This window comes from Bacillus sp. SH5-2 (assembly GCF_008368905.1).
In the GTDB taxonomy this organism is placed as follows: Bacteria; Bacillota; Bacilli; order Bacillales; family Bacillaceae_G; genus Bacillus_A; species Bacillus_A luti.
In genome coordinates this window covers 367822-384464 of record NZ_QOSD01000020.1, presented here as the reverse complement: position 1 = coordinate 384464, position 16643 = coordinate 367822, and the positions used below count along the sequence as shown (strand labels likewise).

Here is a 16643-nt window from a genome sequence, read left to right as displayed (position 1 = left end):
TATTAAACATCTGTGAAGAAAGCGTTCACTTTCTAACCTTATTAATGAAACCTGCATATATATATTAGTAAAAATGTGATACTTGTTCGTATGAATTTTCTTTTCTATTCTTTCTCATACTATACCTATAACTAGCGGCTACTAATCATTACTATAGAATACTTTTCACTGTATGAGAAAGGACAAGATTCACAATTAACTTTTGTCCTCTTTCTTATATCAGAGACGGAGTTTTTACTAGTAATATGCATGTTTAAAATAAGGGAAGGAAGGAGTAATCATGCTGAAGAAGCTGAAGAAAAAGCTCAAGCGTTATTTAAATGATCTAGTCCGCAAAAAGACAATCGCTTAAATTGTGCCCATTTCGGGCTTTTTCTTCATTCTCATTCGAAAAAACATGAAAATCGTGACTGTTTGCTTTATAATAAGTAACAGATAATGCAAAACATAGACAAGGAGAGGTTTTCCAAATGATTTTTAAAGTATTTTATCAAGAAAAAATGACTGAGGTTCCAGTACGTGAAAATACAAAAGTTTTATATTTAGAGGCTACGTCTGAAAAGGATGTTCGTAAAAAATTAAATAAGTTCGCATATAATATCGAGTTCGTTCAGTCTGTTACCGGTGCTCATCTTGAATATGAAAAAGAAAACGCTGATTTAACATTAGCGGAAATCGTATAGTCATATGAAATTTCTAAAGAATGATCAAGCTGCCGTTTTTGCTTTAGGTGGACTTGGTGAAATCGGTAAAAATACATATGCTGTTCAATTTCAAGATGAAATTATTATTATTGACGCTGGAATTAAGTTTCCAGAAGACGAACTCCTCGGAATCGATTATGTAATACCAGATTACACTTATTTTGTGCGAAACGAAGATAAAATTAAAGGATTGTTCATTACACATGGTCACGAAGATCATATCGGTGGAATTCCTTACTTATTGCGTCAAGTGAACATTCCGATTTATGGCGGAAAATTAGCAATTGCACTAATTAAAAACAAATTAGAAGAGCACGGATTACTTCGTAAAGCAAAACTTTATGAAATTCAAGAAGATGATGTTATTAAATTTAAAAAGACATCTGTTTCCTTCTTCCGTACAACTCACAGTATCCCAGATTCATACGGAGTTGTTGTGAAAACACCTCAAGGACAAGTTGTTCATACTGGTGATTTCAAATTTGATTTCACACCAGTCGGTGAACCTGCGGACTTAACAAAGATGGCTGAAATTGGAAAAGACGGTGTACTTTGTCTCTTATCTGACAGTACAAATAGTGAAGTTCCAAACTTTACTATGTCTGAGCGCCGCGTTGGTGATAGTATTCAAGATATTTTCCGCAAAGTAGAAGGTCGTATCATCTTCGCAACCTTTGCATCAAATATCCATCGCTTGCAACAAGTTGTTGAAGCAGCTGTTGAAAACAATCGGAAAGTGGCTGTATTTGGTCGCAGTATGGAAGCAGCGATTGAAATCGGACAAAATCTCGGTTATATTCGCTGTCCGAAAGATACATTTATAGATACAGCTCAATTAAACCGACTACCAGCTAATAAAGTTGTTATTTTATGTACAGGTAGTCAGGGTGAGCCAATGGCAGCACTTTCACGTATCGCTAATGGTACTCATCGTCAAATTCAAATCATTCCTGGCGATACAGTGGTTTTCTCTTCTTCACCAATCCCTGGCAATACAATTAGTGTAAGCCGTACAATTAACATGCTGTATCGCGCTGGCGCTGACGTAATTCATGGCAAGCTGTCAAACATTCATACAAGTGGACACGGCGGACAAGAAGAGCAAAAACTAATGCTACGTCTAATTAAACCGAAATATTTCATGCCAATTCATGGTGAATATCGTATGCAACGTATGCATATGAAATTAGCGAATGATTGCGGTATTCCAGAAGAGAACTGTTTCATCATGGATAATGGAGATGTTCTTGCCTTACGTTCAGATGAAGCAAGCGTAGCTGGTAAAATACCATCTGGCTCTGTTTATATCGATGGAAATGGTATTGGAGATATCGGTAATATCGTATTACGCGATCGTCGTATCCTTTCCGAAGAAGGACTTGTTATTGTAGTGGTAAGCATTGATATGAAAGAATTTAAAGTTGCAGCCGGACCTGATATCATTTCACGCGGTTTCGTTTATATGCGCGAAAGCAGTGATTTAATCAACGACGCTCAAACATTAATTACAACTCATTTAGAAAAAGTAATGGAACGTAAAACAACACAATGGTCTGAAATTAAAAATGAAATTACAGACACATTGGCACCATTCCTATATGAGAAAACGAAACGTCGCCCAATGATTTTACCAATCATTATGGAAATATAAGAAAAAGGACAATACCTCCATGGTATTGTCCTTTTCATTTATCTTAAAAAATGTTTAAAACGATCTACTTCATCGTCATGACCAATTACAATTAATATATCTCCCGCTTGAATATTTTCTGTAGCTCGAGGAGATACAATAACTTCTTTACCACGTTTAATTGCTACAATATTCAATCCAAACTTCGCACGAATATCTAATTCAATTAAAGAATGACCGTCAATTTTTTTATTTGCAATAATTTCTACAATACTATGCTCATCGGAAAGTTCAAGATAGTCTAATACATTACTTGATGCAATATTATTAGCAATCCTTTTTCCCATATCACGCTCTGGATGCACAATGTGATCGGCACCTATTTTACTTAACACTTTTTCATGGTAATCATTTTGAGCTTTTACAGTAATATTTTTTACACCTAACTCTTTCAAAATCAATGTTGTTAAAATACTGGAATTCAAATTATCTCCAATAGCAACGACTACATGATCAAAATTACGAATACCAAGGCTTTTTAATACCATCTCATCTGTTGAATCTGCAATTACAGCATGCGAAGCTATATTTGCAAACTCATTAATTTTATCCTCATCTGAATCAATCGCCATTACTTCCATGCCTAATTGAGCTAGTTCCCGACAAATACTTCCACCAAAACGCCCAAGTCCAATGACAGCAAATTCTTTTTCTTTCTCACTCACAGGAATTCCTCCAATAACTTCAAGTACTATGTATTTTCATTGTAGCATACTTTATATGCGCCACAAAAACCTGTAGATAGCTCCTATTTTTGTTTTTGCATATAAAAATATTGTTGTAAATAAAAGGCGATACCAACAATCAACATGCCAAATACAAATATATTTCCAAATGAACTAAATGTTTCAAAAACGAATAATAATGTTTCTTGGCCGAAAAAAGCGAATAGAAGCTGTATGAATGCAAATAACAGCGCCCATTTGTAATGATGTTGATGGAATAAATAATGCGTTGCACCTAAAAAAGCAATAAATGAAACGATAAAAATCCACCAATTCTCTAAAAACATTTGCCAATCAGAAAATTGATATCCATTTACTAATATCGCGATAATTCCTATAACAGCCATCGTTGGCACACTCCAAAATAATGCCCGTCCTCTAAAGAAACGAGTCCCTTTAGCATCTCCTTTTTCATGTGCAATGTATGTTAATACTACTGTACTTATATACAAAACAGAAAGAATTGTTAAAACGATAATAAGCCAAAAGTGTAATTGATAATACTCATGTTCTATATTCGTCACGATTGCAGCTAGCATACACGGGATTAACATTCCCGTCCAACCATCTATTTTTCTTTCATTCCAAAACACCGTATTACCAATCCGAATTCCTAACAACATAAAAATAATAATACCTAATACAAATAGCGTAGTTTTATTCCCTACTAAACTCGTTGAGAAAGCAATTAATCCAATAAATAAAAAGAGCACAAACCCATTCATAATTTCTAGTACAGGTGATAAATATCTCTTCACCCATCTATATGTTTCGTCGTATTCATTATTATCTACTAAACGGTAGGCATAAAAACTTATCCCAAAATAAACCGCCGCAATAATAACATATGCATATAAGACAAAACATAACATTGCACTGCTAATTTGCACGTAATTCCCCACCCTTTTTTCTATGTTTCACATTGATTTTACACACTTTTCATAGTAAAAGTAAACATATATAAGTTAGTTAAACAATTCTCTTTCCTATTAGCAATAATTAATAATGAACAGCGGTTCACCCCTGCTCATTATTAAGACAACCAATTAAACTTTTCAAGGAAGAATTTTCATTCCTCCATTTTGTATGCTAATGTTTAAAATCACTCTATATAAGCCGCGCTTACACCTTATAACAAAAGTGCCTTTGTCCCCTAAAAAAGTGGGAGTTAATTTCTATTCCCTTTCCACTTTACATATCGGTCTATACACACAATCGCCTTTTCAATCGCTTCTTCATCTGGTTTTAATTTCGCGTGATGTAAACCATATTCTGAATTTACCCCAAGCCAAAACATAAATCCAGGAATCTCTTGAAGCATATAACCAAAATCTTCACCTGTCATTGCCTCAGTACATGTAATAACATTCATATCCGTTTGTTCACGTACAAATTGCATAAACTCCCTTGTTAACTCTTCGTGGTTATACACTTGATGATACATGGCTCCGTAGTCAATAACCGCTTCACATTGGAAGGAAGCTTCTATACCTGCAACAATTGCCTCAATCCTACTTTTAACACGACTCATTGATTCCACTGATAATGTTCGGATCGTTCCTTCTAACCGAGACTTTTCTGCTATGATATTTTGAACTGTACCGCCTGTTATTTTTCCGATTGTAATTACTGCACTATCAAGAGGGTTCACATTACGACTAATAACGGACTGAAGCTGTGTAACAAGGTGACTAGCTGCGACAATCATGTCATTTGCAGTATGAGGGTAAGCTGCATGTCCACCTTTCCCCTTTAAATCAACATATAACTCCGATGTATTTGCAAATAATAGCCCCTCTTTTGTAGCAATTGTTCCTACAGGGTATTCAGGTGCAATATGAAGGCCGAGAATAATATTCGGTTTCCATTCCCTTAACTCTTCACTTTCTAACATAGGGAGAGCCCCCCCTGGACCTTCTTCTGCAGGTTGGAATAGGAATACAAGGTCATCGTCTATTCTTTCCGTTACAGCTGCTGTTAGAAGTCCTAAACCGATTGCTGTATGCAAATCATGCCCACATGCATGCATCATTCCATCATGAACAGAAGCAAACTCATATCCAGTTTCCTCAGTAATTGGTAAACCGTCTATATCTGCACGATAGCCTATAATTTTTTCTGGATTTTTCCCATTTACTTTAACAATGACACCCGTTTTCCATACTTTCACTTCCACATATTCATCCGAAAGCGTTCCTATATAATCTAAAATATACTGTTGTGTTTTCCACTCTTTAAATCCAATTTCCGGTATTTTATGTAAATCTCTACGAATTTGGACGAATTTGCTCATTGTCATTTTTGCACCTCTATCTATAAAAAGCGTAAGAGCCTGTTTATGCTCTTACGCTTTTTTGTTTTTATTTCTCTGGGTTTAATTGACGAAGTTCTTGTTTAATTTCAGTTTTTGCTTTTGTCTTCTCATCAATTTCTTTAATTACACGTGCCGGAGTACCTGCAACAACTGTATATGGAGGCACATCTTCTGTTACAACAGCTCCTGCTGCTACAACTGCCCCCTTACCTACTGTAACTCCTTCTAATACAACCACGTTTGCACCAATTACAACATCATCTTCAACGATAACTGGTTTTGCAGAAGGTGGCTCAATTACACCTGCAAGTACAGCACCTGCACCTACGTGACAGTTTTTACCGACAGTTGCACGTCCACCAAGAACTGCGTTCATGTCGATCATAGAACCTTCACCAATTACAGCACCGATGTTAATTGTTGCATTCATCATAATAACAGCGTTGTCGCCGATTTCAACGTGATCACGAATGATCGCGCCTGGCTCAATACGAGCTTTAATACCTTTTAAATCAAGCATTGGAATTGCAGAATTGCGACGGTCATTTTCAACAACATAGTCTACAATGTGCTTGTTATTTTCATCAAGAATTGTCTTAATTTCAGACCATTCTCCAAATAATACACCGGATTTTTTATTTACAAATGCTTGTACTGTTTCAGGGAATGTTACTTCTTTTAAATCCCCTTTTATGTATACCTTTACAGGAGTTTTCTTTTCACTTTTTTGAATAAACGAAATAATTTCGTTAGCGTCCATCATTTTCATTCTTGTTGCCTCCTAAATCCATTTATACTGTTACTCTACCAAACGATAGGGCGAGTAGCAAGATAATAATCCTATTTTTCCATTTGAATTTCTTCTATAATTTCTAAAAATGCTTGTACTTGCTTCAACTGTCTTGCCGATTCACTCGTTAATAACCATGTTTCTCTCGTTAATTGAACAGGTGTTTTATACATATTTTCCTGTACTTCTTTTAAAACAGTAGAAGGTAATAGAGCATAACCTATACCATTTAAAACAAGTTGCTTGCACGTCTCAATTTGGTCAACTACAATTGTTCGCTTAGGTGGATTAGAAAATAGTCCATACCACCAATTTTGTATTTGCCCATAATAAGTTGAATCACTTTTAAATTGAATAAATGGTCTACTTGTTTCTTTTAACATCGAAATATCTTTTATTTCTTTGTCGACTAAATATAATTCATCTTCAAATAATTGTGTCTTTTGTCCTTTATACTCCTGTGATCCCCTTAAGATAGCAACATGAACGTCACCTTCATAAAATTGCTTTTGCACTTCACTACTCCAGCCAGTAAACAGCGATATCTTCACAGAAGGATATTTGTGCACAAACTTTTTCAAAACAGGAGGGAGCCAATATTGACCAATAACTGATGCAACAGCTATTTTTAACGTTCCGTGAGTTTCTGTTCTAAAAACAGCAAGCTCGCTTTTAATATCCTCTTCCCTTTGCAACATTTCCTTTGCATAATTTGCGACTTTTTCCCCTTCAGGTGTAATTGTCAATCCTTTTTGTGAGCGAATAAAAAACTTCATTCCCCATTGTTTCTCCATAGATTGTAATCGTTGACTAAGCGCAGGTTGGGAAACAAATAAACGTTCCGCCGCTTTTCTCATATTTGATTCCTGAGCCAATACAACCATCATTTGAAAATCATCAATTTGCAACTTTCTCCCTCTTTCCTTAGCTTCCATACACCTTATTTCAATAAGCTTTTCATCTTAATTTAATAAAATACTTTTATACCGAAAAACCGACTTTTCCGTCCTAACTTCTCTTATGTTTTTTATCCTTTTAAATATAATACATACACAACTGATATGCACGAAAAAAAGTGACTTCTCTGTTTCTATGAAGTCACTTTTCTCATGTTAACGATTATGTTGTCTCACTTTTTTATTCAACAATTTCAAAATAGCCCGGCGTGTTAAAATCCCTTCAAAATAGCCATCTTCATTGACAGCGCAAATAAAAGGATGATCAATTGTCATTTCTAAAGCTTTTGCAAATGAATCTTCTAACTTAAGAACTGGGATATCTTCCTTCATTACCTGCTCTACTTTCATTTCGTCAAGTCTTTCAAACTCAATGCGTTCTAGCCCTAACATACCGTCTAAAATCATAGCAGTACTAATTAACCCGTGCAATTTGTACGTCGGGTCCAAAACAGGTATTGCCGAATATCCAGATTTCACAAGTACGAGTAAAGCATGCTCTAAACCATTCCCTATTTGGACGTGTGCTACTTTTTCTGATGAAATCATTAAATCTTTTACAAAAATTTGTTGAAACTCGTCTTTTGGAATACTAATCATATTACATCCCCCATTTTCCCTTTTTCCTGCTTATAATCACCGGCTCTATTCACATTTTATGACAGCGTTTTCATATTATTATTTTGTCCTTACATTCTTTCAGTAAAAAACAAAATTACACAGCTATTTTAGCATACAACACAAAAAAAAGACTACCATTCCGGTAGCGCTTAATACCCTTTATTTTTTAATCTGTAAAATAACCTTGTGATTTTTTTATATTGCATCACATCTGTCTTTTTTAAACCATTCTCAATATCTGTAAGTTCCACAGCTAAAATTTCACTCGCATAATTTTGCTGAAATAAAATATCTAATAACAAATTTTCTTCTTCTTTCGTTAAAATAAACTCCTTTTGCATATGCCCCTCTCCTTATACTCGCATCATTACCTTCATTATATAAAATTTCTAGCCTATTTAATAGATGTAATATTCAGTTTTTATTAAAAGACATATAAAAATCGAAAATATATAGAAATTATTTCGTATATCGATTTGCATAACTAAACGCCGCATAAGCATCCGGCTTAATTTTTGCAGTCAATCCCATCGCTTGAATTTTCGCCGTCATATCTAAAATAAATTCTTTTGTTAAACCATCATTCCCGATGTCTAGATGAATTTCCATTATAAACCCTGCCCCATCTTGTGCATGCGGATGTAATAAATCCCATATTGTTTGTATGTGATTAGGAGTAAATAGACATGCAATCTCTTGACTAAACTGCGTTTCTAAATATATTTTCTCACGTAAAGTTGCTGGTTTATCTTTTACTGATTTATGGTGTAAGCAACCCCAGGCTCCTTTTCCAACACGATGAATATGAATTGCCGTAATAAATCTTGTATCCTTTTGATGTGCTTGTGAGTCTGTCCCAATGGATAATCGATATAAATTTCGCGGATCCCTTTCAATGAAGCTACAAATACGGTTAAAGACCATATCAAAATTCAAATGTCTCTCTGAAACATTATAAAATGTATGTTCACCGTCCACATAGTCACGTCCTTTCAATTAGACAGACTTTTCGTATTCTCATTGTATGGGACAAAAACACAAATTATAACTCCCTACCCTTTATTCGTTTCAATATTCCGAATTACACAATGACATACTTGGCACGTATAAATTACATTTTGATTAGATTGAGCTGTTAATACATGAATAATCTCAGCAGAATTGTGGCAATTAGGACAAATCACAACTGGTAAACGTTCCACATAACACACCTCCTAATTATTTTTATCAAGATATTTGTGGGTGGTAAGACTCCCGATTTGTGTAGCTTAATAATCAGTGGATGATAAACACCCCCACCAATTAAAATTTTACTTTATTACCATTGTAGGATAAATGAAAAATTCCTATACATATATGCCGGAAAGTATAGAACTAAAAAAGGTACTGCCTTATGGCAGTACCTTTTTTATATGTATCAAGAAATGATATCGTAAATCTCAATTGCAACCATGTCGATATTATCGAATTGATACACTTGAGGTTTTTCACCTTGTTGATACACTTCTAACTCATACATTTCACTTTTATCGAAAAATTTCACGCTACATTTGCGCTCACCGTTCACTTCAAAATAGCGTTGTGCTACTTCACCGCTTTCAGCTTGTTCTTGTAGACTAACAAGTCGAGTTAAAATTCCTTGGAGTAGAGACATGAAATCTCTCCTTTCTCTGATCTTCCTACCAATAGGTTTTACAGCTATACTCATTCTATCCGTCATAACAGAAAAAATGTTCCACACTCTAGGATAAAGGTTATTGGCCAGAAACTCAACTAAAAATTTGTCGAAATTCGAAGGAAAAAACAGAAAGAACATATTTTCCCTTCTTTATTGCGATTTTTATACTGGAAGAATATAATAAAAAACAGAAAAAAGGAGGAATTACAATGAAAAAAATTGAGGTTTACACACAACCTGATTGTCCGCCATGTGTCATTGTGAAAGAATTTTTAAAGCATAATAACGTTGCATATGAAGAATTCAACGTAAAAAAAGACGCTGCTGCTCGCGACCGCCTTTTATACGACTATGACTCCTACTCAACTCCAACAGTTGTAATTGACGGGGAAGTTGTTGCAGGGTTTCAAATCGAGAAATTACAACAGCTACTCAATATAGAATAGGAATAGGTATCTACCTATTCCTATTCTTATAATTGTTGTAGCCTTTTTATTTCAGTTAAAAGTTCCTGACTTTCATGATATCCTGCTAGTTTCCATTTCCCTTGATCCCTTTGCAATGTTACGATTTGATATTGACCACTTTTCGTCCGCTCATATACGTATAAATTTTTGTGTTCTTCATCATATGACATTTTCGTTTCTGAATTAAAAGAAAACGGTGCTTCTTTTGCTGGAAGTAAATATTCACCACTTTGCTTTTCACTTCTACTATTTTCATCTGTAAATACTTGAAGGAAATTATCTGTAAAATACGGTGATAATGTCTCTATCATCTTGTTCACAGGCAAATGTTTCCCACGAATTGAAAATTGGGTCTCATAACCTTTTTGTATCGTCGTAAACACTTCTTTCCGATCAACTTTCAACTCCTCTTTTCCTAATACGGTTGTCACACTATAACCAACTAGAAAAGCAACACATACAAATAGAACAAACCATATTCCATATTTCCTCATTTTTTCACCTTCCTTTTAAAAGAACTTGTCTTTGTAGTATTCATTGTAACAATGATTATGCAAAGAAAGGGATGGTTTCGTTCGTAAAATCTTTACAACGATAGACAGCATTTTCATCACCATTTTCACTATTACCAATTTCTGATAAAAACAAACAAAAAAATGCACGAATTTCTTCGTGCATTAAAACAAAACATCTTCTTCATATAAATATTCATACGATAAATCTATAAATAAAAAGTTTTCATCATCAATTGGGAAAGAGAATGTTCGTACCATTTCACCTGTTTCAATATCGGCATATAAATCCGAGAGCCTTGCCTTATTCTCAAAACGCATTTTCATAATATTCTCTAGAAAATATGGGCGCCAACTCCAGTTCTTCATATAATACTCCGGCATCACAATCCATTCTCCATCTTTTTTCATCACATTACCTGATTGTTGGAAACCATCTTCATTACAAATAAATATACGGAAACTACACTGTGACACACTTTGACTAAATTGTAATAACCAATCATTTATATCTTCATTCTTTTTTTGTTTAGATAGAACATCACCAATTCGATCACGTAACATCTCTGTTAAATTATAAATTTTTTGCAGCTTCTTCTTCTCATGTTGAATAAACTGATGGCATTCATTACCAAGTCGCTCTTTTAAAACATTCGTTTCAATAAAATCAGGTAAACATTCTTTCAAATAATCACCTTGGTAATATCTACCTCCGTTTTTCCAAGCATATTGTAATTGATAAAAAGCATCTATTTCTTCATATAACAATGTCGCACCAATTCTTCTAGCGAGTAATGATAAAGAATATAAAATATCTTGATAAGATTGTAAAAGTGCAGTTTGCCTTAAGTTTGTTAAATCTACTTTTAAAATATCCGGTGCTAACACGCTAATACGTTCTAAATTACTTGTACCCGTTCCGACCTTATTTATCGAAATTTGAATACCGTATGTACGATAATACATAAGCAAATGATTAAATTGCTCTATATCTTCTTTACATTCATGTTCTGTAATCTCTAAAACAATGCGTTTCAAATTTAAACCTTGCTTTTCATACATCAATAAAAGTTGAAGTAAACTTTCATCCTCATCATTCATTAATACGTTAGCATTCCGATGTATAAATAATAATAATTGTTGATCGCTTTCCAAATAACGATTCAAAGCTTTCTCTACTATGATATTATCCGCTTCCAGCTGAAACTCGCTTGGAATAGAATCATCATGAAAGAAAGAAGCTAAACTTTGTATACCCTCTTCTGTTTGAATACGTCCTACTACTTCATATCCAATTACTGTATGCTCATCAGCACTAAAAATAGCTTGATAATAAGGAAGGACTTTATCCAAGTTACTCATTACATCTAATGCATCTATCAACGTGCTTCCCTCCCTTTACTTTTCAAAAATTATAACACGATATTTACGGAAAAATAATAAAAAATCCCTTCAGTTTTCCTGAAGGGATTAGAGGGGTAAAATGCTAAGGGGAATTAGCAATTCTACTATGAAGAAAAAAGAGGTCTTAAATATACCGTATATATGACCTCTTGTAAACACCTTTCTTTTACATTTCACATTTTTGTCACATTTTACTACAAAAAAATGAATCAAACATTCATTTGGTCATCCCTTTTAAAATGGATATTGATGCAAGTGTTGTCCTCCATCCATTGTCATACAAGTACCATTTATGTACGCAGCGTCATCTGAACATAAATAATAAGCTAGACCTGCAATTTCTTCTGGCGTACCTAGTCTTCCAAGTGGAACACTTTGTAGTGTTCGCTTAGCCATTTCTTCTGAAATCCATAATTTATCGGCACCGCCCGTACGCTCAATTGGTCCTGGTGCGATAGCATTAACTCGTATTCCGTATTTACGTCCCCACTCGACCGCAAGTGTTTTCGTCATTGCCAATACGCCAGCCTTCGCTGCAGCTGAATGAATAACTCCTGGACCTGCATCCCATGCATATGTTGCTACCATGTTAATGATATTACCTTTTATGCCTTTCTCAATCCAATACTTCCCGACAGATTGACTACAATAAAATGTTCCATTTAACACAATATTAATGACTGCATTCCAGCCATTCACAGATAAATCTTCTGCTGGACAAATAAAATTTCCAGCTGCATTATTTATTAAAATGTCAATTCGACCAAACTTCTCATCAATATGTTCAATCATTTTCTGAATGTCATCAATATTTCTCACATCCATTTGCACAGGTAATACTTGCCCCGGAAACTGTTCAATTTCTAACTTTGTTTCCTCTAATTTTTCCTTTGTACGCCCTGTAATAACAACTCGTGCCCCTTCTTTTGCAAAACGAGTTGCCATTCCTTTTCCCATTCCACTCGATCCACCTGTTATAATGACTACCTTTTCTTTCACATACATCCCCTCCCAAAAATGAATACACGTTCATTTTATCACTTTATTTGATAGAAATCTTTATATTTTTAAAGTTTTCTGATATTTTAACGTAAAGAAGTTTCTTTTCATTCATTTTTTTCCGTAATCTATACTACTTTTTTATTAGATAAAATATATTTTTAAAAAACTGAAAGGAGATTTGAGTAGCCTGTATACGAAACGAAAACACGGAATATAAGTCAAATAGGTGTACTCATATTTTTATGAAGCCAATTACAAGAAGAAATTTTTTAAAAACCGGAATACGCACTTGTCTATATTCATTTATAAGCACTAGCATCGGATACTATTATGCTAAATATATAGAGCCCCACTGGCTCTCTTTCACACAGCACACACTTACATCACAACTCATACCAAAAGGTTTTCATGGCATGAAAATTCTTCAATTTAGCGATTTACATCTCGGATACTATTTCTCTCTCCAACATTTATCTCAAATCGTTTCTAAAATTAATGCTGAAAATCCAGATATTGTCCTTTTTACTGGTGATCTCATTGATAATTACCAAACATATACTGATACTCCTTTCGTTGCAGCCATTTTAAAAAACATAAAAGCCCCCTTCGGTAAATTTGCTATTTATGGAAACCACGATCACGGTGGATATGGAACGGAATACTACGATCACATCATGCGTGAATCTGGATTTGAACTATTGCAAAATAAAGAAAAACGAATTCGTTTACTTGATAGTAATGAAATTTCTATTTTTGGGCTTGATGATATACTACTGGGGAAACCCAAAATAGCGGAAACTCTGCAGCATGCTCGGCAAAATATTTATAATATTGTTCTTGTTCATGAACCAGATATTGCGCCGCAAATCGCAACATATCCAATCAACTTACAACTGTCTGGTCATAGTCATGGCGGACAAGTACAAATTCCTTTTTTAGGTGCTATTATTACCCCGACGCTTGCAGAACACTATATTGAAGGTTTCTATGCAATTCAAGATTTAACTCTCTATGTCAATCGCGGCTTAGGAAGAACACGTGTTCCATTCCGGTTTATGTCAAAACCTGAGATTACAATCTTTACACTACAACATTCGTAACAATTCGCCTATTTTCTTACATATCCTTTCTTGTACGCGCTCATCCATGTTTCGTTTACCATATGATAAAAGTGAGTCCAATAAAGGAGGTTTGTTCATGTATCCATATTATCAACCAATCCCAGTCCGTTCAGCACCTATTGGTCCAGTAGGCGACTCACGCTTCTTTCCGTTTTTCGGCGTCCCCTTTCTAGCTGGAATTGCTGGTGGATTGCTCGGCGGCGCATTGGCTTTCGGCCCTAGACCGTATTATCCGCCTTATCCACCACCAGCACCTTATCCTTGTTACGGTGGACCTTGTCAATCACCATACTATTATTAATGTACTGCAACAATTCTACCAATGGTATTTTCTCTCTTAACCAATCCATTTACATGCTTACAATAAAAACTATTCTCTCTACTCATTCTTCTATTTTGAAAACGCATAATAAGTAGAGAACAAATTAAAAAACCTCTTTTAAAAGAGGTTTTTTAATTTGTTCTCACTATTCAGCATCTGTATTTTGATATGCCATCTTAAACAACTTCACTTGGCTATCAATTTCTTCTGTACTACCATTAATAATATAATAGTAATCACCGTCTTTATTTTGTTCACGCGTTTTCACATTATCAGCTAAAGTAAGCTGTAAAATCGCCTTAATTCTTGCTTTCATTTCAATATCTAAAATTGGGAAGGATATTTCTACTCTTTTCTCCATATTACGTGTCATCCAATCAGCTGAAGATAAATATATTTTCTCCTCTCCATTATGATGGAAATAGTAAATACGACTATGTTCTAAATATCTGCCCACAACACTAACTACACGAATATTTTCACTTACATTTGGAATGCCAGGCCGTAGGCAACATGTTCCTCGAACGATAAGCTCTACCTTTACCCCCGCTTGTGAGGCTTCATACATTTTTTTTATTAATGGTTTATCTGTTAATGAATTCATCTTAGCAATAATATAGCCATTTCCATATTGCCTATGATAACGAATTTCTTCATCTATTAAATCCATAAATTGCTCTCTTATATCAAATGGTGCAACCGATAAATGATGAAAATGCGGTTTCGTTGTATAACCGCTCAAATAATTAAAGAAATTTGTTGCATCGATCCCAAAATCTTTTCGTGATGTAATATAGCCAAAATCAGTATATAGCTTCGCTGTTGCATCATTATAATTTCCGGTCCCAAGATGTACGAACCTTTCGATTTTTCCGTTTTTTCTTCTTACAACTAGCGTAATTTTACTATGTGTTTTCAGGTGACTTACACCGTAAATAACATGACATCCTGCCTGTTCCAATTCTTTCGCCCAATGAACATTATTTTCTTCATCAAACCTCGCCTTTAATTCGACCAACACCGTCACTTGTTTTCCTTTTTCAGCCGCTACCTTTAGCGCCTGAATAATTGGAGAATCACCACTTACACGATATAGTGTTTGTTTGATCGCGAGTACATTGGCATCTTCTGCCGCATCACGAACAAAATCAACAACTGGCTGAAACGACTCAAAAGGATGGTGCAATAAAATATCATGCTCGATTGCTTTTTCAAATACATCCTCTTCATCACGTAAATCTTGAGGTGGTTGCGGAATAAGAGCCGGATAAACGAGATGTTCATATAAAGGTGCTAATTTTTTATATAAAGAGAATAAACATGTTAAATCTAACGGTCCATCCATCATGTATACATCTTCATCTCTTACTTCCAACACCTCATACAATAACGCCAATACTCTTTCATCAATGTGTTCTTTGCCAACCTCTAAACGAACGGCAGCTCCCCATTTACGCTTTTTCAATTCTTTTTCAATGACTTTTAATAAATCGCGTGCACCCTCTTCATGAATTGTTAAATCTGCATTTCGTGTAATACGGAAGCGAGTAACAGGTGACACTTTATATCCAGTGAATAATTTATGTGTAAAACCACTAATGACATCTTCTAATAAAATAAATTTATGTTTTTGACCTTCACTCGGTAAAAATATGAAGCGTTCAAGTAATGAAGGTACTTGTACAATTCCTAGTTTCGTACGGTTTTCTTCCTCCACTTGCTTCTCATCATATAAAATAGTCGCTAAGTTCAAGCTTTTGTTTAGTAACATTGGAAATGGACGATATGCATCGATAGCTACAGGAGTTAACACTGGGAAAATTTGCTCATCAAAGTACTCTTCTATAAATTCTCTCTGCTCTTTCGTCAAATCATGGAATGTTAAACGCTCGATTCCCTCTAATTCAAGTGCTGGTAATACATAATTTTTAAACGTGTTATATTGAATAGTCATTAGTTCATGCGCTTTTATTGCAATTTTATTTAACTGCTTTTTCGGTGTTAATCCTGCTTTATTTTCTGGTTGGTTAAAACCAGCACTCACTTGATCTTTCAATCCGGCTACGCGTACCATAAAAAATTCATCTAAATTCGAACTGAAAATACTAATAAATTTTAACCTTTCCAAAAGCGGATTATTTTCATCTTGCGCTTCTTGTAATACACGTTCATTAAATGCTAGCCAACTTAACTCACGATTGTTGTAATAAGCTGTATCATTTAAATTTACTATATTCCCCTTTGGCAATTCCATTCTCTTCACTTCCCCTGAAACTTTTTTACTATAATTTAGTTACTTTTATTTTATCAAATTACAATATTACAAAGTGTAATTTT

General features: G+C 34.6%; 20 protein-coding genes. 5 read left to right on the top strand and 15 right to left on the bottom strand.

Annotation, left to right across the window (positions count from 1 at the left end; translation table 11 throughout):
- Positions 1–470: 470 nt before the first annotated feature.
- Positions 471–683, top strand: a complete 213-nt coding sequence (locus DN410_RS17200; RefSeq protein ID WP_000576441.1) for a DNA-dependent RNA polymerase subunit epsilon — start codon at positions 471–473, stop codon at positions 681–683.
- 4 nt (positions 684–687) lie between these two features.
- The gene (gene rnjA / locus DN410_RS17195; RefSeq protein WP_000670370.1) at positions 688–2355 is read left to right on the top strand and encodes a ribonuclease J1; all 1668 of its coding nucleotides are present in this window, start codon (positions 688–690) and stop codon (positions 2353–2355) included.
- A 38-nt stretch (positions 2356–2393) separates the two neighbouring features.
- Here the strand turns inward: rnjA and DN410_RS17190 are convergent, their stop codons facing one another.
- The 10 genes from DN410_RS17190 to DN410_RS17150 all read right to left on the bottom strand — a co-directional run bounded on the left by DN410_RS17190 (position 2394) and on the right by DN410_RS17150 (position 9454).
- Positions 2394–3059, bottom strand: a complete 666-nt coding sequence (locus tag DN410_RS17190) for a potassium channel family protein (RefSeq protein ID WP_001290442.1) — start codon at positions 3057–3059, stop codon at positions 2394–2396.
- An 83-nt stretch (positions 3060–3142) separates the two neighbouring features.
- Positions 3143–4009 (bottom strand): cytochrome C oxidase assembly protein, encoded by an 867-nt coding sequence (locus DN410_RS17185; protein ID WP_149177384.1) that lies wholly within the window; start codon positions 4007–4009, stop codon positions 3143–3145.
- Positions 4010–4287: 278 nt separating this feature from the next.
- Positions 4288–5418, bottom strand: a complete 1131-nt coding sequence (locus tag DN410_RS17180) for an N-acetyldiaminopimelate deacetylase (RefSeq protein WP_149177383.1) — start codon at positions 5416–5418, stop codon at positions 4288–4290.
- 61 nt (positions 5419–5479) lie between these two features.
- Positions 5480–6202: a 2,3,4,5-tetrahydropyridine-2,6-dicarboxylate N-acetyltransferase gene (dapD, locus tag DN410_RS17175; RefSeq protein WP_000783241.1), complete on the bottom strand. Its 723-nt coding sequence runs from the start codon at positions 6200–6202 to the stop codon at positions 5480–5482.
- 71 nt (positions 6203–6273) lie between these two features.
- Positions 6274–7158 (bottom strand): LysR family transcriptional regulator, encoded by an 885-nt coding sequence (locus DN410_RS17170; protein ID WP_149177382.1) that lies wholly within the window; start codon positions 7156–7158, stop codon positions 6274–6276.
- A gap of 177 nt (positions 7159–7335) precedes the next feature.
- Positions 7336–7779 (bottom strand): cyclic-di-AMP-binding protein CbpB, encoded by a 444-nt coding sequence (gene cbpB / locus DN410_RS17165; RefSeq protein ID WP_000623569.1) that lies wholly within the window; start codon positions 7777–7779, stop codon positions 7336–7338.
- Positions 7780–7949: 170 nt separating this feature from the next.
- Positions 7950–8141, bottom strand: a complete 192-nt coding sequence (gene abbA / locus DN410_RS17160; protein ID WP_149177381.1) for an antirepressor AbbA — start codon at positions 8139–8141, stop codon at positions 7950–7952.
- Positions 8142–8259: 118 nt separating this feature from the next.
- Positions 8260–8778 carry a ribonuclease H-like YkuK family protein gene (locus DN410_RS17155; protein WP_000348523.1) on the bottom strand — a complete coding sequence of 173 codons (519 nt, stop codon included), beginning with the start codon at positions 8776–8778 and terminating at the stop codon, positions 8260–8262.
- Positions 8779–8852: 74 nt separating this feature from the next.
- Positions 8853–9002 carry a hypothetical protein gene (locus DN410_RS28010; protein ID WP_000440535.1) on the bottom strand — a complete coding sequence of 50 codons (150 nt, stop codon included), beginning with the start codon at positions 9000–9002 and terminating at the stop codon, positions 8853–8855.
- A gap of 215 nt (positions 9003–9217) precedes the next feature.
- Positions 9218–9454, bottom strand: a complete 237-nt coding sequence (locus tag DN410_RS17150) for a YkuJ family protein (RefSeq protein WP_000055151.1) — start codon at positions 9452–9454, stop codon at positions 9218–9220.
- A 233-nt stretch (positions 9455–9687) separates the two neighbouring features.
- Between DN410_RS17150 and DN410_RS17145 the strand changes: the two genes are divergently transcribed.
- Complete coding sequence (locus DN410_RS17145) at positions 9688–9924, top strand: glutaredoxin family protein (protein WP_000717876.1); 237 nt, start codon at positions 9688–9690, stop codon at positions 9922–9924.
- A 26-nt stretch (positions 9925–9950) separates the two neighbouring features.
- Here the strand turns inward: DN410_RS17145 and DN410_RS17140 are convergent, their stop codons facing one another.
- The 4 genes from DN410_RS17140 to fadH all read right to left on the bottom strand — a co-directional run bounded on the left by DN410_RS17140 (position 9951) and on the right by fadH (position 12860).
- On the bottom strand, positions 9951–10439 hold the full coding sequence (locus DN410_RS17140) for a DUF3993 domain-containing protein (RefSeq protein ID WP_149177380.1): 489 nt from the start codon (positions 10437–10439) through the stop codon (positions 9951–9953).
- Between the two features lie 55 nt (positions 10440–10494).
- A complete protein-coding gene (locus DN410_RS28005) occupies positions 10495–10623 on the bottom strand; it encodes a hypothetical protein (protein ID WP_000544074.1) in 129 nt (42 codons plus the stop codon).
- A complete protein-coding gene (locus DN410_RS17135) occupies positions 10623–11840 on the bottom strand; it encodes an EAL domain-containing protein (protein ID WP_149177379.1) in 1218 nt (405 codons plus the stop codon). Before DN410_RS17135 ends, DN410_RS28005 begins: the two co-directional genes overlap by 1 nt.
- Before the next feature lie 255 nt (positions 11841–12095).
- Positions 12096–12860 carry a 2,4-dienoyl-CoA reductase gene (gene fadH, locus DN410_RS17130; protein ID WP_149177378.1) on the bottom strand — a complete coding sequence of 255 codons (765 nt, stop codon included), beginning with the start codon at positions 12858–12860 and terminating at the stop codon, positions 12096–12098.
- 245 nt (positions 12861–13105) lie between these two features.
- On the opposite strand from fadH, the gene DN410_RS17125 reads away from it, so the two are divergent.
- Both DN410_RS17125 and DN410_RS17120 read left to right on the top strand, forming a co-directional pair.
- Positions 13106–13963 (top strand): metallophosphoesterase, encoded by an 858-nt coding sequence (locus tag DN410_RS17125; RefSeq protein WP_149177377.1) that lies wholly within the window; start codon positions 13106–13108, stop codon positions 13961–13963.
- Positions 13964–14060: 97 nt separating this feature from the next.
- Positions 14061–14285 (top strand): hypothetical protein, encoded by a 225-nt coding sequence (locus tag DN410_RS17120; protein ID WP_149177376.1) that lies wholly within the window; start codon positions 14061–14063, stop codon positions 14283–14285.
- Between the two features lie 166 nt (positions 14286–14451).
- Here DN410_RS17120 and DN410_RS17115 read toward each other — a convergent pair whose 3' ends face one another.
- A complete protein-coding gene (locus DN410_RS17115; protein WP_149177375.1) occupies positions 14452–16560 on the bottom strand; it encodes a polyphosphate kinase in 2109 nt (702 codons plus the stop codon).
- Positions 16561–16643 lie beyond the last annotated feature (83 nt).

Bases quoted from the DNA above. Each gene is read 5' to 3' on its own strand.
- DN410_RS17200 (WP_000576441.1), top strand. From the start codon at position 471: ATGATTTTTAAAGTATTTTATCAAGAAAAAATGACTGAGGTTCCAGTA.
- rnjA (WP_000670370.1), top strand. From the start codon at position 688: ATGAAATTTCTAAAGAATGATCAAGCTGCCGTTTTTGCTTTAGGTGGA.
- DN410_RS17180 (WP_149177383.1), bottom strand. From the start codon at position 5,418: ATGACAATGAGCAAATTCGTCCAAATTCGTAGAGATTTACATAAAATA.
- dapD (WP_000783241.1), bottom strand. From the start codon at position 6,202: ATGAAAATGATGGACGCTAACGAAATTATTTCGTTTATTCAAAAAAGT.
- DN410_RS17170 (WP_149177382.1), bottom strand. From the start codon at position 7,158: ATGGAAGCTAAGGAAAGAGGGAGAAAGTTGCAAATTGATGATTTTCAA.
- cbpB (WP_000623569.1), bottom strand. From the start codon at position 7,779: ATGATTAGTATTCCAAAAGACGAGTTTCAACAAATTTTTGTAAAAGAT.
- abbA (WP_149177381.1), bottom strand. From the start codon at position 8,141: ATGCAAAAGGAGTTTATTTTAACGAAAGAAGAAGAAAATTTGTTATTA.
- DN410_RS17150 (WP_000055151.1), bottom strand. From the start codon at position 9,454: ATGTCTCTACTCCAAGGAATTTTAACTCGACTTGTTAGTCTACAAGAA.
- DN410_RS17145 (WP_000717876.1), top strand. From the start codon at position 9,688: ATGAAAAAAATTGAGGTTTACACACAACCTGATTGTCCGCCATGTGTC.
- DN410_RS17140 (WP_149177380.1), bottom strand. From the start codon at position 10,439: ATGAGGAAATATGGAATATGGTTTGTTCTATTTGTATGTGTTGCTTTT.
- DN410_RS28005 (WP_000544074.1), bottom strand. From the start codon at position 10,623: ATGCACGAAGAAATTCGTGCATTTTTTTGTTTGTTTTTATCAGAAATT.
- DN410_RS17125 (WP_149177377.1), top strand. From the start codon at position 13,106: ATGAAGCCAATTACAAGAAGAAATTTTTTAAAAACCGGAATACGCACT.
- DN410_RS17120 (WP_149177376.1), top strand. From the start codon at position 14,061: ATGTATCCATATTATCAACCAATCCCAGTCCGTTCAGCACCTATTGGT.
- DN410_RS17115 (WP_149177375.1), bottom strand. From the start codon at position 16,560: ATGGAATTGCCAAAGGGGAATATAGTAAATTTAAATGATACAGCTTAT.